Below are 21,120 nucleotides of genomic sequence, written 5' to 3'. Positions count from 1 at the left end.
CCTTAAGCCTCGTTGAACTGCGATTGGTGCAGGCGCCAATAAGCGCCTTGGGCGCGCAGCAGTTCTTCGTGCGAACCTTGCTCGACGATGCCCCCGTTTTCCATCACCAAGATCAGATCAGCATCCCGGATGGTGGATAGGCGGTGGGCGATGACGAAGGAGGTGCGCTCGGCGCGCAGGGCATTCATGGCCTCCTGGACAAGCACCTCGGTGCGGGTATCCACGGACGAGGTCGCCTCATCCAAGATGAGCAGCGCAGGCTGGGCCAAAAAGGCGCGAGCAATGGTAATCAACTGGCGCTCACCGGCGGAGATGGCGCCGCCATCTTGGTCGATAACGGTGTCATAGCCCTCCGGTAGGGAGTGCACGAAGCGATCGACGTAGGTGGCCTTGGCCGCGGCGATAACCTCATCGTCCGTGGCATCGAGCCGGCCGTAGCGGATATTGTCCATGATGGTGCCCTCAAAGAGGACGGCATCTTGTAGCACCATGCCCACCTGGGAGCGCAGGGCGGTGCGGGGCATGTGGGCGGTTTCGTGGCCATCGATAAGAATGCGGCCTGAATCGATGTCATAAAAGCGCATGAGCAGGTTGACCATGGTGGTCTTGCCCGCGCCGGTGGGCCCCACGATCGCCGCGGTTTGCCCCGGCTCCACGCGTAGGTTGAGCCCGGTAATAAGTTCCTTCTCCGGCGAATAGGAAAAGCCAACGTCCTGAAACTCTACGCGGCCGCGGGCGCGGCCTACTAGCTCATCGCTGGTAGCCTCCAGCGATTGCTCTTCCGCATCGAGGAATTCGAAGACGCGCTCCGCAGAGGCCACGCCGGATTGCACCTGTTGCATCATGCCGCCCAATTGGCCCAGCGGCTGGTTAAATTCGCGGGAGTACTGGATAAAGGCGGTGGCCTGGCCCAGGGTCATCTGCCCGTTGGCCACGCGCAGGCCGCCAAGCACAGCGATGGCCACATAAGACAGGTAGGACACGAACTGCATGATGGGCATCATGATGCCGGAGAGGAATTGCGCCAGTGCAGAGGAGCGGAAGAGCTTGTCATTGCGCTCATCAAATTGGCGCGTCATATCCTCCGTGCGGCCAAAGACGATGCCCAGATCGTGACCGGAGAAGGACTCTTCCACTTGGCCATTGAGCTGGCCGGTAGCGCGCCACTGGGTTTTAAATTGGCGCTGCGAGCGCCCGCCAATGACCCCGATGATCAGCGCGGTTAGCGGCAGCGCCAAGAGTGCCACCAGGGCAAGTTGCCAAGAGATGCTAAACATCATCACGGTGATGCCCAGGATCATCAGGATGTTATAGAACAGCTGGGAAAGTGCCTGCTGGAGGGCCTGTTGCACATTGTCGATGTCATTGGTGGTGCGCGAGAGGATATCGCCGCGCTGGTGGGAATCGAAGTAATTTAACGGCAGGGCATGCACCTTGGCCTCCACGCGCTTGCGCAGCTCGTAGACCGTGTCGATGGTCAGGCGGTTTAAGATGAGCCCCTGCCAGAGTTCGAAGGCGGCAGAGACGATGTACATCGCGATCACCGCGATGATAAGCGTACCCAAGCGGGTAAAGTCGATGCCCTCGCCGGGAGTGAAATCCATGCCGGAGGCCATATCGGCCACCTGATCCTGGCCCTGGGCGCGCATACCGTCGATGGCCTGCTGCGCCGAGATGCCAGATGACAGCTCGCGGGAGATGACGCCAGAAAAGATGACGTCCATGGCATCGCCCAAGATTTTAGGGGCAAAGACCGCGAGGAAAACACAGACTACGTCCATCGCCGCCACTACCGCTAGCATGCGCTTATAGGGCATGAGTAGCAGCAGTAAGCGCTTGGCAGAAGGCCAAAAATTCTTGGCCTGACGCGGTGCGGAACCGGACCATTCATCGGCGGCGACCTTGGCCTCAAGCTCCTGGAGCTCGGCGTCCTCAGCGGAGGAGTTGTGTGTGGTGTCCTTGGCCATTAGTGCTCTCCTCCAGCTACTCCAGCGGTTTCTTGGGATTCAACGATTTCCTGGTACACCTCTGAGGATTTCAGTAGCTCAGTGTGGGTGCCGCGGGCGACGATGCGCCCTTTATCGATGACCAAAATCTGATCGGCATCCTGGATGGAGGCCACGCGCTGGGCCACGATGATGGTGGTGACGGCCTCGCCGCGCTGAGTAAAGGACTGGTGCATGGCGGCGCGCACATTGGCATCCGTGACCACATCCAGCGCGGAGAAGGAATCATCAAAGAGGTAAATGCGCGGCTGGGCCACGAGCATGCGGGCAATGGATAGGCGCTGGCGCTGCCCGCCCGATACATTGGTGCCGCCCTGTGCAATGGGCATGTCCAGGTCATCGACGAAGTCCGCCTGCGCCACGCGCAGCGCCTCCCATAATTGATCGTCGGTGGCCTCGGGGCGGCCCAAGCGCAGGTTGGAGGCCACCGTGCCGCTAAACAAGTAGGCCTTTTGCGGCACCAGCGAGACACGGCTGACGATGTCCGGGCGGGAGAGGGAGGTGGTAGGGGTGGCATCGATAAGCACCTCGCCCTCGCTCGGGACGTAGAGGCGCGGGATGAGGGACAGCAGCGTGGTCTTGCCCGCGCCGGTAGAACCGATGATCGCGGTGGTGGTGCCGGGAGTGGCGGTAAAGGAAACATCCTCTAGCACCGGGGCATCCGCGCCGGCATAGGAGAAGCTGACATTGCGAAACTCTACGGTGCCGGACATGGTTTCCGGGGTGACGGTATCTTTCGGCGGGGTAATGGACGGCTCGTGGCTTAAAACCCCGGTGATGCGGCGGGCACACACAAGGGCGCGCGGGAGCATCATCGCCATAAACGTGCCCATCATGACGGCGGCGAGGATTTGCAGCAGGTATTGCAGGAAGGCGGTGAGCCCGCCGACATCGACAAGCCCGGCATCCACGCGTTGGCCGCCAAACCACAGCACTGCGCCCGTGGCCACGTTCAAGATGACGGTGATAAGCGGGAACATGAGAACAAAAAGCTGGCCGATTTTCAGCGAAAGCTGGGTAATGTCCTTATTGGCCTTGGTAAAACGCTCAGTTTCATAGGCCTCGCGCACAAAGGCGCGCACGACGCGGATGCCGGTGATTTGCTCGCGCAGGGTGCCGTTGATGGTGTCCAGCTTGTCCTGCATGGAACGAAAAAGCGGCATGAGCCGCGCGATGAGGACGGAGATGGTGCCGAGCAGCACCGCGACAGAAACCCACACCAACCAGGACAGTCCGGCGTCCTCGCGAATGGCCATGATGATGCCGCCGATGGACATAATGGGCGCTGTGACCATGAAGTTCAGCATCATCATGTAGACCATCTGCACCTGCTGCACGTCATTGGTGCCGCGGGTAATAAGGGTGGGCGTGCCGAACTCGCTCATATCTTCCGCGGAAAACGTGGTGACCTTGCGGAAGACCTCGCTGCGCAGGTCCCGGCCCACGCCCATGGCCGTGCGGCTGCCGCACCACACCGCGCCGATGGCGGTAATGACCTGGACAAAGGCTACGATGAGCATGATTGCGCCGGTGTCCCAGATATAGTCGATATCGCCCTTGGACACGCCCTCATCGATGATCTTGGCGTTCAAGGACGGCAGATACAGGGTGGCCGCGGTGGACAGCGCCTGCAGGATAAGTACCGCTAGGACATAGGGCGTATAGGGTGCCGAGCGGGTAAAGAGGATTCGGACCAGATCCATAAACCTGCGCTTCTTTCGAGGGAGAATAGGGATTAACCTGCAAGCATATCTGGTCGGCGCAGATGGGGCGAACGGTATTTATATTTAGGCACCTGACCTCGTAGCCGAACCTAGACCAAGACGTGCGCCAATTGTGCCCTGGCGATGACGCTGGCCCAGTCCTCAAAATCCGTAATTGGCGTGCACAGCCCCTCCCACGTGGTAACGGGAATGCCGCGGGCCTTTAATTCCATGACGATGAGCTCGCGGTCCCCGTGGGTGGCCAGCTGGTGGACCTCGTTATGGGTGATATCGCCGTCTACTCCCACGCGTACGTTTCCCAGTAGGCGCAGCCGCGGGGTCGTACCCGGTGCACACTCGTGCGGCACGGCCTCATCGACCACGCCGGCAAGCCCCGCGAAGCGGCGAAGTAGACCGAACGGTGCAGTTTTTTCTGAGATGAGGTCTACGCACATGCCGGCGCTTAGGAGTCTTTCCACGGTGGATAGGGCGGCAGGACCTTTTCCAATGATGGCGACACGCTGCATAAAAGTTCCTCCTCGGGCAAGTCTGGTCGGCCCGCAATATACTACATTGTCTATAAAGTTAGGTCGGATTGGTCTAGAAATAAAACATTTTATTCTCCCTTTCTGCCAAGCTCAGCGCCGTTTCCAGAAAAACGTGCTGCGTGAGCTACCGGGGTTGCCTAGTGTGTGAGCTCATGAACCCAACGACGAACCTGCTGGATGGTGGACACTCCTTCCGCGATCCCCATATCTCGCCCGAAGGCACGCGCGATACCGCGCCGCTTTCCACCGAGGTGGCCGCGCGCAATGAACAGCTAGTGGACACGTGGGCGGACAAGCTCTACGCCGAATCCGCAGACAACATCACCGAGTGGGCCGCCGAGCATGCCCCTGGCCAGCTTGCCGTCACCATGTCCATGGAAAATACCGTGCTGGCAGAGCTCTCCCATCGCGCCGGGCTCGCTGCTGACCTGCTTTTTATCGATACCGGCTGGCACTTCCCGGAGACCCTCCAGGTGGCCGAAGAGGTGGACAAGCGATACCCGGATCTCCCCCTAGTCCGCGTGCTGCCGCTGCTTAGCCCGGAAGAACAAGACGAGGTGTACGGCCCTCGCCTGTACGCGCGCGATACCGCCGCCTATAACCGCATGCGCAAGGTCGAGCCACTGAACATGGCCATGGATCCTTATGCAGGGTGGGTCACGGGCCTGCGCCGGGCCGATTCTGAGCACCGCGCCCACGCCCCAGCGCTCAGCCTGGACCGCACCGGGCGGTTAAAGATTTCGCCGATCATTACCTGGGACTTGGACGATACCGATAAATACATCGCAGATAATGACCTCATCATCCACCCGCTGACCCTGCAGGGATACCGGTCCATCGGCGATGCGCCGTTGACCTTCCCAGTCGGCGACGGTGAGGACGCCCGCTCCGGGCGAGTATTTGCAGATGGCAAGACAGAATGCGGGTTACACGAATAATGAGCACACTTTCCCCACACCTACAAGATTTAGAAAATGAATCCATCCACATCCTGCGCGAGGTGGCCGGGCAATTCGACAAGGTAGGCATCCTCTTTTCCGGTGGCAAGGACTCCGTCGTCGTCTTCGAGCTAGCCCGCCGCGCCTTCGCCCCGGCCACGGTGCCTTTTGAATTGCTCCACGTGGATACCGGCCATAACTTTCCCGAGGTCATCAAATTCCGCGATGACCTGGTCGCGGAATCCGGTGCCCGCCTCCACGTCGCTCACGTCCAAGACTGGATCGATAGCGGCGAGCTGCAGGAACGGCCCGATGGAACGCGCAACCCGCTGCAGTCGGTGCCGCTGGTAGAGACCATCGCCAAGCGCGAGTACGACGCCGTGCTGGGCGGGGCCCGCCGCGATGAGGAACGCGCCCGAGCCAAGGAACGCATCTTTTCCATCCGCGACTCCTTTGGCGGGTGGGACCCTCGCCGCCAGCGCCCCGAGCTATGGGATCTATACAACGGCGGCAAGATGGCCGGCGAAAACGTCCGCGTCTTTCCCATCTCCAACTGGACCGAATCCGATATTTGGGAATACATCGGCGCGCGCGATTTAAAGCTGCCTCCCATTTATTATTCCCACCAGCGCGAGGTATTCAAGCGCAATGGCATGTGGCTAGCGCCTGGTGAATGGGGCGGCCCCGCAGAGGGGGAGGAGCTGGAAACCCGCACCGTGCGCTACCGCACTGTGGGCGATATGTCCTGTACCGGCGCCGTGGAATCTACCGCATCGACCCCGGACGAGGTGCTCGCGGAGATCTCCATTTCCACCCTTTCCGAGCGCGGCGCCACCCGCGCCGATGACAAACTTTCCGAGTCCGCCATGGAGGACCGCAAGAAGGAAGGCTACTTCTGATGACCACGACCCTCGCGCCGAATGTCGGCGCCCTCAAACAGCGCGATACCCTGCGCTTATGCACCGCCGGCTCCGTTGATGACGGCAAATCCACCTTCGTCGGCCGCCTGCTCTATGACACCAAGTCCGTGCTCGCGGACCAGGTCGAGTCCATGGAGCGTTCCTCCTCCGATCGCGGCTTCGACGGCATGGACCTATCCCTGCTTGTCGATGGCCTGCGTGCCGAGCGCGAGCAAGGTATTACCATCGACGTGGCCTACCGCTACTTCGCCACCGATAAGCGCACCTTCATCCTCGCCGATACCCCCGGCCACGTGCAGTACACCCGCAATACGGTCACCGGCATGTCCACCTCGCAGGTGGTGGTGCTGCTTATCGATGCCCGGCACGGCGTCGTCGAACAAACCCGCCGCCACCTCAACGTGGCCGCGCTCTTGGGCGTGCGCCACGTCGTCCTCGTGGTCAACAAGATCGACCTCGTGGACTACGACGAGCAGGTCTTCCGCGATATCGAAGCCGAATTCCATAAGATTGCGCAGCGCCTGGACATTACCGATACCACCGTCGTGCCCATTTCCGCGCTCAAGGGCGATAACGTGGTCGAGCGCTCTACCACCATGGACTGGTACACCGGCCCCACCGTCCTTGAGGTGCTCGAGACCATCCCCGTCGCCACCGGCCGCGCCGATGAGCTGGACTTTCGCTTTCCCATCCAGTACGTCATTCGCGAGCACGCTACCGATTACCGCGGCTACGCCGGCCGCGTGAAGGCTGGGTCCATCTCCGTGGGCGATACGGTGCACCTGCCCGAAGGCCGCACCAGCACCGTCACCCAGATCGACACTGCCGATGGCCCCGCCGACACCGCCGCTACCGGTGACTCCGTCACGCTCCTGCTTGCCGACGATGTCGATCTCGCCCGCGGCGATCTCCTCGCCGGACCCCAACGCCCCGCGGCCACCCGCGAATTCGACGCCATCGTTGTGGGCCTGACCGAAAAGGACATTAAGCCCGGCCAGATGCTTAAGCTGCGCTACGGCTCTTCCCTGATTAAGGCCCGCGTCTCCGCCGTCACCCGCACCCTGGATCTCGATGGCGTTTCCGATGTGGAAGATCCCGAGTCCGTCGCCATGAACGATATCGCCCACACCACCATCCAGACCCAGGCCGAACTGCCCGTGGAGGACTACGCCGCCCGCGGCGCCGTGGGAAACTTCCTGCTCATTGATCAATCCTCCGGCAATACCCTGGCCGCCGGCTTCGTAGGTCACCGTTTGCGCTAAGGCTCGTGTACCAAGCGCACAAACGTCTACAGCAACCGCGATTCGCTCGATGCTAGGGTGATTCCGAGAAGAACGCGGTAGCTGTAGACATTTGTAGTGCGCACTTCATGAAGGCATCGCCGAAAAGGCAGAAGCCCCTTTTAACAGGGATCGCTGAAGTCTGCGTTGTTATTTAGGGATCGGGCGTTGCCGCCGTACGTCGCCTTGAGCTCGCAGACTTTGTCCACGCTGTGGCCGGCGTCGAAGTAGATCGCATATGCTGTGCCGCCGTCGACTTGGCCGCGGAGAGAACTACAGGCATTACCGGAAAGAATCTTAGAACCCGGGTATTTGTTTTGTACGCGTTGCGTCTCTGCTGACGGATCTTCGCCCAACGGAATGATGGCAGACTCGACGATCATGATGTAGCGGCCATCGCATTGATCATTCCCAGTGGATTGATCGGAGCGGATCTGAGTTTCCGTTGTCGTCTTTGTCGCAGGTCCAGGTTTCTCTGCCGCCGCGTCCTCATCCTCGTTTTCTTCTTGAGACGTGGTGACAGGGACAAAGGCGTCGAGGTCAGTGGAATCAGCCGAATCGCTGTTATTCGTGAGCGCCCACGTGACACCGGCAGTGATTGCGATGATGGCAATGATGGCGAGGACGATCATCGCCAAGCGTGCGGCCTTGCCACTTTTCCCAGCATTACCTGTCGAATCTCCGGTGGGGGAAGAGGAATTCCACGATTGGTGCTGAGAGGGATCCGGCTGACTCAAAGAATTATTAGCCAACGAAGGAGCTCCTTTGCATGCTTTGGTTGGAGGATGAAGTAGAAAACTTGATGAGAATTAATTAAGTCGCGCCATACTATATCCATCTGCTGTGCATGAATTCATCTTGGTCGAAGAGGTGCAGCGCGATTTTCAGTGCCTTAGGGCCAACTAAGAAGTTGGACTTTTGTACGGTGGGTGTGTCCTAGTAACTAGGCAGGTTGTCACTAGCATGGCTCGATTTTCTCGATAAGATCTTCTGGCACATTTTCTTCCTCCAAAGTGCTGCGGGTATAGCATGCAATTTCCGCTGGATGGATCATGCCATCCGGGCGCAGCCTATCCCAGCCGTTGCCACTCCACTGGAAGAGCGAGAAATGCGAGGTGCCAGATTCGGCCACATAAAGCCAGCTGTCATCGCAATGTAACTGGATGGGCCGATGGAGTTGGCCAATTGCTTCCCCGTAGTAACTGCCACATTTTTCTTCCGTGGATATGTTCTTTTCTTTCGATTCTTCCTTCGTGGAAGCCCCCTCTTCCTGCTTTTGAGGCGCTGGGTCGTCCGCGGTGGCGGTGGATTCATCTTCCTCCGGACCGGGCGTATTCTTAGCGGAAGATTCTTGTAAATCAGAAAATGCAGGCTCCGCAGCCTCATTGGTAGAGCTTGCCGGTCTATTAAAGGAAAAGGTCACTCCCGCCACCAAGGCAATAACAGCGATGATAGCGATGGTGATCATCACGATTCGCTTGCCTTTACTTTTTTCGGTGCCTTCCTGGGCCTTGGCGCGCGGCCCAGCGTCCGGCGACGAGCCTGCTTTTGCGGCGGGGGATGATTCTGGTTCCTGCGAAGGGTTGTTCTTGCTCACGAGAGGTTCCTTAGACTAAAGCGCAGCTTCAAGCTAGAGATATGAATGGGTGTACGGAAAAGACTGTCCTTAAACCATAGCTGGGACATTGGGGGCTTGTCGCTCGAATTCTAGAACTCGGGCGCAGCCGAAAACAGTGCTGCCAACGGTGCGGAAGGAAAAGCATCTGTGCAGGCGAGTCCATCGACCACGTGGGGTGCAGGTATTGTCGCAGGCATGGAAAATTTATCTGGACGAACACTATTCGTCGCCGCTGTGGACGCCGAAGCTGCGCACATTCCAGACGGTGAAGCGCTGCTCATTACAGGTATCGGCACGGTTCCAGCCGCGATTTCCCTGACCGAGGTACTGGCAGAGGCCCGCGCTAACGATGCATTGCCCGAGCGCGTGGTCAATATCGGTACAGCAGGCGCGCTTGTCGATGGCATGGATGGCGTCTTCGAGATCAATAAAGTAACCAAACACGATTTCAAGCTAGAAGTGCTTACCGATATCAGCCGTTACCTCCTGCCAGAATTCATTGAGCTGGAGACCTCCGGCGAGCTTCCGGCACGCGGGCTGGCCACCGGTGACATGTTTGTCTCTACTACCGCAATGCGCAATGAGCTGGTGAAAAAATCCCAGCTGTGCGATATGGAGGGCTATTCTATTGCCGCTACCTGCCAGCGCTTTGGTGTGCCTTGCACGCTATTGAAGCAGGTCTCTGATTCCGCTAATGAGGAATCGATGGGCACCTGGGCTGGCGTCTTGGACCGCAGCGCCCGCCAGTTGGCCGCCGCCGCAGCCGATTTAGGCTTCTTGCGCTAAAAGGTACCACCATTGCCTTCCTCGCCGTTTCGCACGGCGGAGGAAGGGCGGGGGAAGGGCGGATTCTTTAAGTCAGCGGGCTCATGGCTGCGAAAAGCTGTTTTACCTTTTTGCGAGGAGACTCTTCGAGGGGGCTCTCGCTGTCGCCTTCTTCGCCGGTGCGCTTGGTCTCAGGGTCTGTATTGTCCGCGTCCTCAGCTTCGTCGTCTTTGGACGTGGACTTGGAACCGGTGACGATGTCAATGTCATCGGGGGAGACCTCACCGGCGCGCAGGGCGGCCATCTCTGCGTGGTAGCGCAGGACAACGGTAATGGTGGCGGCGACTGGCACGGCGAGGAAAGCACCGACGATGCCGGCCAGGGTGGAGCCCACGGTGATGGAGAGCAAGACGATGGCCGCGTGCAGGCCCATGGCCTTGGATTGCAGGATGGGCTGGAGGACGTTGCTTTCTACCTGCTGGACAATGATGATGAGCGCCAGTGCGAGCAGCGCATTGGTCAGGCCGTTGGATACCAAGGCGATAATGACGGCTAAGGCGCCAGCGGTGACGGCACCGATGATGGGGATAAAGCCCGCGAAGAAGGTGATGACGGCGATGGCCAGTGCCAGTGGGACCTGGAGAACCCAGAGGCCGAGGCCGATAAAGACGGCATCGACAAGCGCGACTAGGGCTTGGGCCTGAATGAAGCCAGACAGCGTCTTCCACACGCGGGAGGTAAGTTCCGTGATGTGCCAGGCGGCGGAGTTACCGGTGTATTTGCGCAACCAGGGCAGGAACCTATCGCCGTCTTTAATGATGAAGAAGGTGATAAAGAGCATGATGACGGTGGCTACCGCAATGGAGCTGGCCATGGAGAAACCGGAAAGCACGCCGGTGGCGATGGTGGAGGCCTGGCCCTTGGCAAAGGACACGATGTCCTCGAGGACCGATTGCAGTTGGTCCACCTCAATATCCAGCGGGGAATCATTGACCATCTTGGTCAGCTGCATAATGCCGGCTTCGGCCTCATTAATAAGCACCTTGGACTGTGCGGTGACCATGGGCGCCATGGCAGCAAAGATGCCACCGAAAATAACCACCAAGCCCAAAAGCGTCGTGACCGCTGCCAGCGTGCGGGGAAAGCCCTTGGAGCGCAGCCAGGCGCTGACCGGATAAAGCACCGTCGAGACCAAGATGGCGAGGATAACCGGCAGCAGGCCCACCCAAATAAAGCGCAGCAGGAAACCCGCTAGCCCCAATCCTGCGACGATGAGGATAAAGCACACCGAAATCTTGGCCATGCTGCGGAAGTCCTTGGCCAGCACGGCGGACTTATTATCGCGATTGGCGGGATCGGCGGTGGCTACCTCCGCGCCTAACTGGGACTCATCGGGGGAGACTAGCGGCGCGGCATAGGGGTTCTTCGCATCGGCTTTGCGGTTGACGGAGTTTTGCTCGAGCGCCGACGGGTACTGCGCGCGCTGCGCCGCGTCCTGGCCCGGGTGCTGCCCGGCACCGTTAGGGGAGTGGTTATCTGGCGTAGTCATTCATCTACTATGCCACAGGAAACCACCTAGAGATAGCGCAGGAAAAGCAGAGAAAAAGATAGCGCCCCACCCAACTCCCAGCAAGAAAGCGGGAGAAGGTGGGGCGCTTACTCAATCTGCCGCGACGGGCAGCAATCGGCGTATTAGTCGCGCAGGTTGCCCACGTTGCGGATGATGCCGAAGCGGTGCATGGTCACGGAGACTGCCTGCTCGAGGAGGTAAGGCATGAGCTCACGGCGGCCATCGGCAAGCACGGGCTGGTCCAGTACCACGGAGTTGGAGCGCACCGCTGCCTCGTAGACGGAATCCGGTACGGTGCCCAGGGCACGCACGCGGGAGGACTCGTCATTGGCCACGGCGGCAGCGAAGGAACCATCAGAAATGGACTTCACGTCGAAGCCGCGCTCCTGCAGCTGGGCGGCAACCTCTGGGGCGGCGGAGATTTCCGTCTCGGTGCCGGTAATCCCGGAAGCCAGTACCTGGCGGGCAACATCGCGCAGCTTGTAGTCCTCGCCCACGCGGATGCGCAGCTTGGTGAGCAGCGGGCGGTAGCGGAAGCGGTTGGCTTCAGCGACCAGCGCGGTGCGGTCGTGGGTGCGGCCGAATTCCTCGAGCCACGCAATCCGGTCCAGCTCGGCGGCGCGCCAGAGCCATTCCAGATCGTCCTGGCTGAGCTCATCAGAAAGCTCATCGCGCAGGCGCTGCAGAATCTTTACGCTGGCTGGGGCGATATCCACGTCGCGCGGCTTGAGTTCGCCATCGGTCCAGGTGCCCATCTGGGCTACGTAGTTAGGGCCGCCGGCCTTCGCACCCGGTCCCATGACGGACTTCTTCCAGCCACCGAAGGACTGGCGCTGAACAATCGCGCCGGTAATGCCGCGGTTGACGTAGGCGTTGCCCACCTCAACGTTGTCGATCCAGTACTCGATTTCCTTGTCATCCAGGGAGTGGATGCCGCCGGTCAGGCCATAGCCGGTGCTGTTTTGCCAAGCGATGGCCTCTTCCAAGGTATCGGCGTACATGATGCCGAGGATGGGGCCGAAGCACTCATTCTTGTGGTACCAAGAGCCCGGCTGGACATTATCGCGAATACCCGGGGACCACAGGGTGCCTTCCTCGTTGAGTTTCTCTGGCTTCAGCAGCCACTTCTCGCCCGGCTCCAGCTGGGTCAGGCCGCGCAGCAGCTTCTCACTCGGCTTTTCAGCCAGGCCATTCATCGTGGTGGTGATGTCATAGCCCGGGCCAGGCTTCAAGGTCTTGACGGAATCCAGCAGCTGCTCGCGCAGGCGCTTGGACTTGCCCGCAGCGCCGACGAAAATCACCAGCGAGGCGGCCGAACACTTCTGGCCGGAGTGGCCGAAGGCGGAGTTGTACAGGTCCTGGATGGCCAGGTCTGGGTCGGCGGCCGGGGTGATGACCAGCGCGTTCTTACCGGAGGTCTCTGCCATCAGGTTCATCTTGGGCTTCCAGGAGCGGAAGAGCGCGCCGGTATCGGACGCACCGGTCAAAATGATGTTGTCCACGTCATCGTGGGAGAGCAGGGCCTTGCCGGCATCGCCTTCATCAGTAAGCACCAGCTGCACCAGATCCGGGTCCAGGCCTTCTGCTTCGAGTGCGGTGCGGAAGGCCTCAACCACCATCTTGCCGCAGTGGACCACCTGGGGAGCAGGCTTGACGATGACCGCCGAGCCCGCCGCCAAGGAGGCCGCAATGCCGCCGGTAGGAATGGCGATGGGGAAGTTCCACGGTGGGGTCACCACGGTGACGGTGTGCGGGTGGAACTCGGAGTGTGCCTCTTCCAAGAAGCGGGCGGACTGGCCGTAGTAGGTGCAGAAGTCAATGGCTTCCGAGACCTCCGGGTCGGTCTGGGTGACCGTCTTATTTGCCTCGTAGGCTGCCACTGAGATGAAGTCCCCGCGCTTGGCTGCCAGCTGATCCGCGACGGCGTCCAGGGCTGCGGCGCGCTCTGCGGCGGGGCGCTTGCCCCATTCGGTGCCCAATTCCTTGGCGCGGGCGACGTAGCTTTCAACAGCCGATGGGTCGGTGACCTCTTGGACGCCGTGCTCACCGGGGTCATTTGCAAGCGCACGCTTGGCCCAGGTGCGGCTCGGGGTAATTGCCGGGTCCGTATCAGGCTCGTTCCTGAAGCGCCCGGAATCCGGTGCCTGGCGCCCGGAATCCTCGAGGCGGTTCTGGGTGCGGCGCGATCCAGCGAAGGTATCCCAGCGCTTGGCAACTGCCTTGCGGAAGGTCTCTTCCTGGCTTGCCAGTGGCTCCTCGCCCGGGGCGAAGAGGGCGTAAAGGAAGTTCTGCGGCGCGGAGTTTTCCTCCAAGCGGCGCACCAGGTAGGATACGGCGACGTCGAAATCATCCGCGTGCACCACGGGGGTGTAGAGGATCTGGCGGCCCTCGTAGACCTTGCGCACCGCTGCCTGCTGTGCCGGGGACATGCCCTGCAGCATCTCAGAATCCAGCATGTGCAGCACGCCGCGCTTTACGCCCAGCTCGTAGGCCATGGCGGCGGTGTACAGGTTGTGGCTGGCCACGCCGATGCGGATGCAGTCCGCGAATTCCTCCTGCAGGATGTAATCCAGCAGGCGGTAGTAGTTAGCGTCTACGTCCAGCTTGTTGGTGTAGGTAGCCAACGGCCAGTCGTGGACCTCGCTTTCTGCGGTCTCCATAGATAGATTGGCGCCCTTTACAATGCGCACCTTGACCTTGGCGCCGCCCTCTGCCACGCGCTGCTTGGCAAATTCCGCGATGTCCTGGAGGGCATCGAAGGTATCGGGCAGGTAAGCCTGCAACACGATGCCGGATTCCAGGTTCTTGAACTCCGGCTCGCTCAAAAGACTCTTGAAAAGGCGCAGCGTCAGGTGGAGGTCGTGGTATTCCTCCATGTCCATGTTGATAAAGACCTGTGGGTTGCGGCGTGCGGCCTCCTGGTAGAGCGGGCGCAGGCGGTCCTTCAATCGCTCTACGGAACTGCCGATGTCCCAGTTGTTCAGCTGCGCCACCATCGAGGACGCCTTGACGGATACGTAGGTCACGCGCGGGTTTTTGATGAGGTCCAGCGTGCGGCGCGCGCGGGACTGTGCTTCCTCTTCACCAAGGACGGCCTCACCCAGGAGGTTGAGGTTCAATTGTTCGCCGGAAGCGGCGGCCTTTTCCAGGGTGTCATTGAGTGCATCCGATTCCGCGTCCAGCACCAAGTGGCCAACCATCTTGCGCATGTACAGGCGCGCTACCGGCATAACCAGGTTAGGCAGGATCGGGCCGAAGAAACCGCCGGCACCGACGAGCGCGCCATTGATGCTGCCCAAGAAGGAAGGATCGTACTGGGAAGAAATGTCCTTCAGCGCCTTGGCTGCAACCTTGTCATCCTTTGGGCGCATGACGCGGTCAACGAAGTCCATGGTGAACTTCACGCCATTGTCATCGCGCAACAGCTCCGCGAGCTGCTCGGTGGCCTTGTCCTTTTCATCCGCGGTCGAATCGAGCCAGCCTTGTGCGCGCTTAATGGCGGCAGGCAGTACGGCCTCAACATCATCAGATAGTGGCGTGCGGGTGTATGCGGGAGAAGTCATGTGAAATTCAACCTCTTTTTCGAAACGTGTACTTCCAGGTTGGTGGCCAACCCACACCGCGGTGTGGCCTTTGTTCTGTGACTTTTAGCGCCGGGGGCAGAAAGTGGCTGGTAAGTCTATGAAAGTTAGAAAGCATGCGGCGATTAGGTCTCCGCATACCTGGCAATGAGTGGAACACGCGGGTTGCGCGCGCCGCTGCTCGGTGGTTTAAACCAAGCGAATCAGCAAGCCATAGTGCTACCGGTAGTGAGGACCGGGGGCCTGTCGCTATGGCGGCGGACGCGTGCCAAGTTGGTGTTCAACACTCACCTGCTTTCTACACTATGGCGATGTGGAGCTAGGGGGGAGGCAGGAATGAAAGCCCAGTAGTGGTTTCCTATACCGGTCCTAGCAAGGGCATCACCGGCCGAATGACGCCGAATGATGCGCGGGAAATGCTATGTAGTTGTGTGTGAAATCAATTATAGGGTTGTCGATATAGTGATGCTAGTCTCGGTAGCAAAATCGGCAGTGGGGGTATAAAGGTAAAAAAGAAAACCCCAGCATGTGGGGTTTTAAGGGGGGGCCACGATTAGGGGTGAGAGCCATTCACGCCTATACAGCTATTTGCCGTACCCCGCTTTTAGTGCCTTGACCGCTAGTTCGAGACGAGACTTGGCGTGAAATTCGGTTAACAGGCTAGAAACATATTTCTTTACCGTTCCCGGAGCATAGTGAGTGCTTTTTGCGATCTCTTCGTTGGATTTTCCCTCGCATACTAAATCGAGAATCTGAGCTTGAGCAGGCGAAATATGGTGCTCAGAGGCGGAAACCGCAGACGTAGATTGAGTATCGTTTTCGCTCCAGCCAGGCATTTGTTGGAATAAGCGCGTTAAAGGTTGGGGAGCCACGACCGTGCCGCCGCGGACGGCCTCGCGCACCGTGTCCAAAATATAGGCCGGCTTCGAGCTTTTTAGGATATAGGCTGCCGCCTTATTGGACAGGACTTCCCTTAGGGTGTCGTCATTATCCATTGCGGTCATAGCAATGAATACCGGTGGATTAGGCAGCTCATTAAGCTCGCGCAGCAATGCTGTGCCGTCCATCTCCGGCATATGAATATCCGCGATGACGGCATCGACATCGTGTTGTTCTAGCTGCTGTAATGCGGCTTTCCCATTTTCTGCGACGGCGCTGATTTCCATATCTTCGGCCGCAGCGAAATAGTGGCCGAGTGCCTCGATGACTAGTGGATCATCATCGACTAGGAGCAGCGAAGTTTTTACTTGAAGCACCATGGGGCTGGGCAGCCGAAGACGAGCTCTGCCGAGGACTCGTACTTATTGTTTTGCGGAAGATCGCCGGGGGTGAGGTCTGCGCCAAAGAGAGAGGCGGACAGCATGAGGGGCGCGAGAAAGCTAGCGAGGGCAGCCTGCATTGCACGACTCCTTTATATAAAAACCGGATTTATAAGAAACATACGTAAGTGTAGTAAAGGAATGGTGGCGCTGCCAGCGAAGGTGGCTGAACTAACGTTCTTCATGCGCAGACGGGGGCAGCGCGAGCGTGAGCTCCCAGTATTCATCGACACGACCTGCCTCCAGCCGAGCATCGATAGTTGCCGCAAGGCGCGTCATCGAATTAATTCCTATGCCGGAGGAAGTCTCCGGCGTGGTGCTCGTTGGCTTGGCAATAGGGTTGCGGATAGTAAGAATCGTCCATCCCAAATGTGGTTGGGCCGATACGGTAATTTCCGCCCCAGGTGGCGAGTACTTGACGGCGTTGAGGCAAGCCTCCCTGGTGATGGCTACGACCGAGTCAAGAACAGAAGGAGAAAACTGGGGGCAAAAATCTTCTCCGCTTACCTTAATGATTGGCGTGCGGTTGAGCTTTGATAGCTGTTCTTCTTCCCAGGCCAGTACCTGTGCAAGGCTTGTAGGGCGTGGTGCTTGATTAAAACTGAATTCGTCGTTGATGCCGTCAATATTGGAACGCAAGACTTTGGTTAAAGTGCGTATTTCAGACATCGACGAGCGCATTGCATCGCTTAATTCATCGAGGCGGCGGCTGAGCCCCGGTGTGCTGGCATATTCCAAGCTGAGCGCTTCTAGCTGCATGGTATTGACGGTAAGGCTGGAAATTACTGAGTTATGCAGGGTTTCAGCTAGGTCGGACTGTCGGCGCTTGACATCGTTATTCCACTCCACCATGGCGGTTTTATAGCGCCGTGCGGAATGGGCGAGTGAGCTGCCGATGAAGGTGCTAATGACCAAGAAAATTCCCCAGACCAGTGCCGGTGTTGGATTGAGGACTGGCCGCAACGTACTAGGATCTACCAGTCCTACCAGCCAAAACACTACGCAGAGAAGAATCGACTGCCACTTGGTGCTGCGAAAAGCGAATACGGCAAGGAATACCGGGGCTAAGAAAACGGAACTGGCGTAGGGGATACCCACGGTAAGGATGGCAATAATCCAAATTGCCAGAAACCCCACTGCCATCGTCTTCGGGTATCGATAGGCAGATGTAGTGATGGCCGTCAAAATTAACCCGACGATTGCCGCTGAAAGTTGGTGTTTAGTTGGGGTGAGAAATGCGGCGAAAAGGGTAAGGGCCAAGCAAATGATGGCGATCAGCGCTGCGGTGCGCTGTAGGGTCATCGCCGCCCGAAGGCGGTGGCGAAATGGAAGTGGCGGGGTGAAAGTCACGGTGGAATGCGCCTCTTTGGGGCTCAGGCTGAATAGTTGTGAAAAAGCTTGTGGCGTCTCGCACCTAGCTTAAGGCCTGGAAGCGTGAAACCAGCAAATGAAAACAACTAAACCCCGCACCTTCCGGTGCGAGGTTTAAAACCTGCGTGGAAAAGTGCGGGGGTTTAGTCGGTCTTCATGAAGGAGTGTAAACGCGAAGGTTTACTTAAGCGTTAGCTGCGGTTTCGGTAGCAGCGTCAGCGTTGTCCTTGGAGGACAGGCCCTCGATTACGGAGGACAGGTCCACGGAGTCGGAGTTGGACTCGGAGGACAGCTCAGCAGCGCCCTTGATGGCCTTGAAGATTGCCTCGAAATCGAGGGAGGAGCTGAGGTTTACGAGGGTGTCGAGCATGGACGTTTCCTTTCGAATTGGCGGAGTGAAACTACAAATCAATCTCTCTCTGGGTAGCAACCAGTGGCTGCTGTGGTTTCCAGTATGTGCGAGTTAAATACGCCTGCCAAGCCTCTTTTGGATCCTTTGTGAGGTAACTTTTGGCCACCTTTTTACGGCCCTTTGGGGAGCTTTTGGGTGTGGAAGAGTTTGTTTTAAAAGGTAGTTCACTCCTGTTTGAAGCAGTAGGAGGGAGTGGAGTTTGAGGCTAAGAGCTGGGAAAATGGAACAATTTTTGAGGAGGGTTGAGCCGGCGGGAATAAGATTTGAGTGTGGGAGGTTATAAAGATTGAGTGACACAGGCTCAAGAATTTATGAACGAGTTTGCAACTTCTGTTAGAGTAGCGCTCGGACGCAACGAGAAGTTGAGTCACTCACAATCAACTTTATTAACTGCACTCGATAAAAAGGAGAATGAATCATGGGACGCGCAGTAGGTATTGACCTTGGTACGACGAACTCCGTCGTTTCCGTACTGGAAGGTGGCGAGTCCACCGTTATCGCTAACTCCGAAGGCTCCCGCACCACGCCTTCCGTTGTAGCGTTTGCTAAGAACGGCGAAATCCTGGTTGGTCAGTCCGCCAAGAACCAGGCCGTGACCAACGTGGACCGCACCATCCGCTCCGTCAAGCGCCACATTGGTACTGACTGGACCGTCAACATTGATGACAAGGACTACACCTCCCAGGAGATTTCCGCTCGCACGCTGATGAAGCTGAAGCGCGATGCAGAGTCCTACTTGGGAGAGGATGTTACGGACGCCGTTATTACCGTCCCTGCATACTTCGAGGACGCACAGCGCCAGGCCACCAAGGAAGCCGGCCAGATTGCCGGCCTGAACGTCCTGCGCATCGTCAACGAGCCCACCGCGGCTGCACTTGCATACGGCCTGGAAAAGGGCGAGCAAGAGCAGACCATCCTGGTCTTTGACCTGGGTGGCGGCACCTTCGACGTGTCCCTGCTGGAAATCGGCGATGGCGTCGTTGAGGTTATGGCTACTGCAGGTGACAACACCTTGGGTGGCGATGACTGGGACCAGCGCATCGTTGACTGGCTGGTGGACCGCTTCAAGAGCTCCCAGGGCGTTGACCTGACCAAGGATAAGCGCGCCGTGCAGCGTCTGCGCGAGGCTGCAGAGAAGGCCAAGATTGAGCTGTCCTCCTCCCAGCAGGCCAACATCAACCTGCCTTACATCACCGTTGACTCCGACAAGAACCCACTGTTCTTGGACGAGACCCTGACCCGTACCGAGTTCCAGAAGATCACCCAGGATCTGCTGGACCGCACCAAGGCTCCATTCAACCAGGTCATCAAGGATGCTGACCTTTCCGTCGGCGATATCGACCACGTTGTGCTGGTCGGCGGTTCCACCCGTATGCCGGCCGTATCTGACCTGGTCAAGGAGCTGACCAGCAAGGAACCGAACAAGGGCGTTAACCCGGACGAGGTCGTTGCAGTAGGTGCTGCCCTCCAGGCAGGCGTGCTGCGCGGCGAGGTTAAGGACGTGCTGCTTCTCGATGTCACCCCGCTTTCCCTCGGCATTGAGACCAAGGGCGGCGTGATGACCAAGCTTATCGAGCGCAACACCACCATCCCGACCAAGAAGTCCGAGACCTTCACCACCGCAGAAGACAACCAGCCTTCCGTGCAGATTCAGGTCTTCCAGGGCGAGCGCGAGATGGCTACCGCCAACAAACTGCTGGGTTCCTTCGAGCTCGGCGGCATCGCACCGGCACCTCGCGGCGTGCCCCAGATTGAGGTCACCTTCGATATCGACGCCAACGGCATCGTCCACGTGACCGCCAAGGACAAGGGCACCGGCAAGGAAAACACCATCAAGATCCAGGAAGGCTCCGGCCTTTCGCAGGAAGAGATCGACCGCATGGTTAAGGACGCCGAGCAGCACGCTGAGGAAGACAAGAAGCGTCGCGAGGAGCAGGAGCTGCGCAATAACGCAGAGTCCACCTCCTACCAGACCCGCAAGTTCTTGGAGGATAACGAGGACAAGGTCTCTGAGGACACCAAGACCAAGGTCACCGAGGCTGCTGACGCCGTGGACGAGGCACTGAAGGGCGATGATCTCGATGCCATCAAGTCCGCAGTAGAGAAGCTGTCCACCGAATCCCAGGAGATGGGCAAGCAGATTTACGAGGCACAGGCTGCAGAGGGCGGCGCCGAGGGTGCTGGCGATGCCGGCGCCGCACAGGGCGACCCAAACGTGGTCGACGCTGAAGTTGTGGACGAAGACGAGAACTCCGACGACAACAAGGACGGCGACAAGTAATGACTCAGGACAGCGGAATGCCGCAAAACCCAGGCGACCCGGAAAACACGGATCCGGAGGCTACCTCGGCTGACCGCGCTGAGGCTGCCGCCGAAAAGGCCGAGGAAGCACAGGCTGCCAACGACGCACAGGCTGATGCCTCCGAAGAAGCCAAATTGGATCCCACCCTTGATGCTGACCTCGAAGACGCGCTGGCTGATGTCAACGCCGATGAGGTCGAGGCCGAGGAGGAGGGCGATGAGCTCACCTCCACCGGCGCTGCCACCAATGATGTGGAGGCGCAGTTGGCAGAACGCACGGAAGACCTGCAGCGTCTGAATGCGGAATACACCAACTACCGCCGCCGCACCGAGCGTGACCGCCAATCCGTTATCGAAACCGCGAAGGCAAAGGTCATTAGTGACTTGCTGCCGGTGCTCGATGACCTCGATTTGGCCAAGCAGCACGGTGACCTGGAGGGCCCGCTCAAGGCGGTTGCGGATAAGCTCCGCAAGGGCCTAGAGCAGCACAACCTCACCGCCTTTGGTGAAGAGGGCGAACCCTTCGACCCAGAGATGCACGAGGCCGTGCAGGATTTGTCCTCCGGCGATGAGCAGGTGCTCGGCACCGTGCTGCGCCAGGGCTACCGCGTAGGCGAGAGGCTGGTGCGCAACGCGCTGGTCATCATCGCGGACCCCGGTGAGGATTCCGGCAGTTCGGAAGGCACCGAACAAGCCGATTAATCCGGGAAAAGGGCGCCTTGGGAACTGACTGATCCAACTTCCCCCGGCGCCCTTTTTTACTAATTACAACCGATTCTTCTTGAAAG

The 21,120-nt window shown here is 58.9% G+C and carries 17 protein-coding genes; 6 read left to right on the top strand and 11 right to left on the bottom strand.

The features are described from left to right. Nucleotides 1–2 precede the first annotated feature (2 nt). The 3 genes from ACLI1Q_RS10990 to ACLI1Q_RS10980 form a co-directional block, all read right to left on the bottom strand. Entirely contained in the window at nt 3–1,967 is a 1,965-nt protein-coding gene (locus ACLI1Q_RS10990; protein WP_239269256.1) for an ABC transporter ATP-binding protein, read from the bottom strand. Beyond that, nucleotides 1,967–3,709 carry an ABC transporter ATP-binding protein gene (locus ACLI1Q_RS10985; protein WP_239269255.1) on the bottom strand — a complete coding sequence of 581 codons (1,743 nt, stop codon included), beginning with the start codon at nt 3,707–3,709 and terminating at the stop codon, nt 1,967–1,969. The genes ACLI1Q_RS10990 and ACLI1Q_RS10985 overlap by 1 nt, the downstream gene beginning before the upstream one ends. A 110-nt stretch (nt 3,710–3,819) precedes the next feature. Then, nucleotides 3,820–4,236, bottom strand: a complete 417-nt coding sequence (locus ACLI1Q_RS10980) for a methylenetetrahydrofolate--tRNA-(uracil-5-)-methyltransferase (RefSeq protein ID WP_239269254.1) — start codon at nt 4,234–4,236, stop codon at nt 3,820–3,822. Nucleotides 4,237–4,409: 173 nt separating this feature from the next. Here ACLI1Q_RS10980 and ACLI1Q_RS10975 point away from each other — a divergent pair, with 173 nt between their 5' ends. The 3 genes from ACLI1Q_RS10975 to ACLI1Q_RS10965 are packed head-to-tail and all read left to right on the top strand — an operon-like array spanning nt 4,410 to nt 7,377. Next, nucleotides 4,410–5,195, top strand: coding sequence for a phosphoadenylyl-sulfate reductase (locus tag ACLI1Q_RS10975; RefSeq protein ID WP_284771655.1), 786 nt, complete (start codon nt 4,410–4,412; stop codon nt 5,193–5,195). Further along, nucleotides 5,195–6,094 (top strand): sulfate adenylyltransferase subunit CysD, encoded by a 900-nt coding sequence (gene cysD, locus ACLI1Q_RS10970; RefSeq protein ID WP_284771656.1) that lies wholly within the window; start codon nt 5,195–5,197, stop codon nt 6,092–6,094. The genes ACLI1Q_RS10975 and cysD overlap by 1 nt, the downstream gene beginning before the upstream one ends. Then, nucleotides 6,094–7,377: a sulfate adenylyltransferase subunit 1 gene (locus ACLI1Q_RS10965; RefSeq protein WP_284849534.1), complete on the top strand. Its 1,284-nt coding sequence runs from the start codon at nt 6,094–6,096 to the stop codon at nt 7,375–7,377. The genes cysD and ACLI1Q_RS10965 overlap by 1 nt, the downstream gene beginning before the upstream one ends. A gap of 140 nt (nt 7,378–7,517) precedes the next feature. Here ACLI1Q_RS10965 and ACLI1Q_RS10960 read toward each other — a convergent pair whose 3' ends face one another. Then, nucleotides 7,518–8,147 (bottom strand): hypothetical protein, encoded by a 630-nt coding sequence (locus ACLI1Q_RS10960; protein ID WP_284771658.1) that lies wholly within the window; start codon nt 8,145–8,147, stop codon nt 7,518–7,520. Nucleotides 8,148–8,353: 206 nt separating this feature from the next. Then, nucleotides 8,354–8,992 (bottom strand): hypothetical protein, encoded by a 639-nt coding sequence (locus ACLI1Q_RS10955; protein ID WP_411696994.1) that lies wholly within the window; start codon nt 8,990–8,992, stop codon nt 8,354–8,356. A 216-nt stretch (nt 8,993–9,208) separates the two neighbouring features. Between ACLI1Q_RS10955 and ACLI1Q_RS10950 the strand changes: the two genes are divergently transcribed. Beyond that, entirely contained in the window at nt 9,209–9,799 is a 591-nt protein-coding gene (locus tag ACLI1Q_RS10950; RefSeq protein ID WP_284771660.1) for a nucleosidase, read from the top strand. A 67-nt stretch (nt 9,800–9,866) separates the two neighbouring features. Here the strand turns inward: ACLI1Q_RS10950 and ACLI1Q_RS10945 are convergent, their stop codons facing one another. From ACLI1Q_RS10945 to ACLI1Q_RS10920, 6 genes are all read right to left on the bottom strand, one after another. Next, nucleotides 9,867–11,327, bottom strand: a complete 1,461-nt coding sequence (locus ACLI1Q_RS10945; RefSeq protein WP_284771661.1) for an AI-2E family transporter — start codon at nt 11,325–11,327, stop codon at nt 9,867–9,869. Nucleotides 11,328–11,470: 143 nt separating this feature from the next. Next, the gene (locus tag ACLI1Q_RS10940) at nt 11,471–14,911 is read right to left on the bottom strand and encodes a bifunctional proline dehydrogenase/L-glutamate gamma-semialdehyde dehydrogenase (protein WP_411696993.1); all 3,441 of its coding nucleotides are present in this window, start codon (nt 14,909–14,911) and stop codon (nt 11,471–11,473) included. A 602-nt stretch (nt 14,912–15,513) separates the two neighbouring features. Beyond that, complete coding sequence (locus ACLI1Q_RS10935; RefSeq protein WP_284771663.1) at nt 15,514–16,188, bottom strand: response regulator transcription factor; 675 nt, start codon at nt 16,186–16,188, stop codon at nt 15,514–15,516. After that, nucleotides 16,173–16,328 (bottom strand): hypothetical protein, encoded by a 156-nt coding sequence (locus ACLI1Q_RS10930; RefSeq protein ID WP_284771664.1) that lies wholly within the window; start codon nt 16,326–16,328, stop codon nt 16,173–16,175. The genes ACLI1Q_RS10935 and ACLI1Q_RS10930 overlap by 16 nt, the downstream gene beginning before the upstream one ends. A gap of 91 nt (nt 16,329–16,419) precedes the next feature. Next, nucleotides 16,420–17,598 (bottom strand): sensor histidine kinase, encoded by a 1,179-nt coding sequence (locus ACLI1Q_RS10925; RefSeq protein ID WP_284771665.1) that lies wholly within the window; start codon nt 17,596–17,598, stop codon nt 16,420–16,422. 205 nt (nt 17,599–17,803) lie between these two features. Beyond that, nucleotides 17,804–17,989, bottom strand: coding sequence for a hypothetical protein (locus ACLI1Q_RS10920; RefSeq protein WP_023024121.1), 186 nt, complete (start codon nt 17,987–17,989; stop codon nt 17,804–17,806). A 460-nt stretch (nt 17,990–18,449) separates the two neighbouring features. On the opposite strand from ACLI1Q_RS10920, the gene dnaK reads away from it, so the two are divergent. Next, the gene (gene dnaK / locus ACLI1Q_RS10915) at nt 18,450–20,312 is read left to right on the top strand and encodes a molecular chaperone DnaK (RefSeq protein ID WP_284849532.1); all 1,863 of its coding nucleotides are present in this window, start codon (nt 18,450–18,452) and stop codon (nt 20,310–20,312) included. Further along, the gene (gene grpE / locus ACLI1Q_RS10910) at nt 20,312–21,034 is read left to right on the top strand and encodes a nucleotide exchange factor GrpE (RefSeq protein WP_284849531.1); all 723 of its coding nucleotides are present in this window, start codon (nt 20,312–20,314) and stop codon (nt 21,032–21,034) included. Before dnaK ends, grpE begins: the two co-directional genes overlap by 1 nt. The last annotated feature ends 86 nt before the right edge of the window (nt 21,035–21,120 follow it).

The organism is Corynebacterium limaceinasi, from assembly GCF_046717465.1.
In the GTDB taxonomy this organism is placed as follows: Bacteria; Actinomycetota; Actinomycetes; order Mycobacteriales; family Mycobacteriaceae; genus Corynebacterium.
This window is presented reverse-complemented; position numbering and strand designations above follow the sequence as displayed.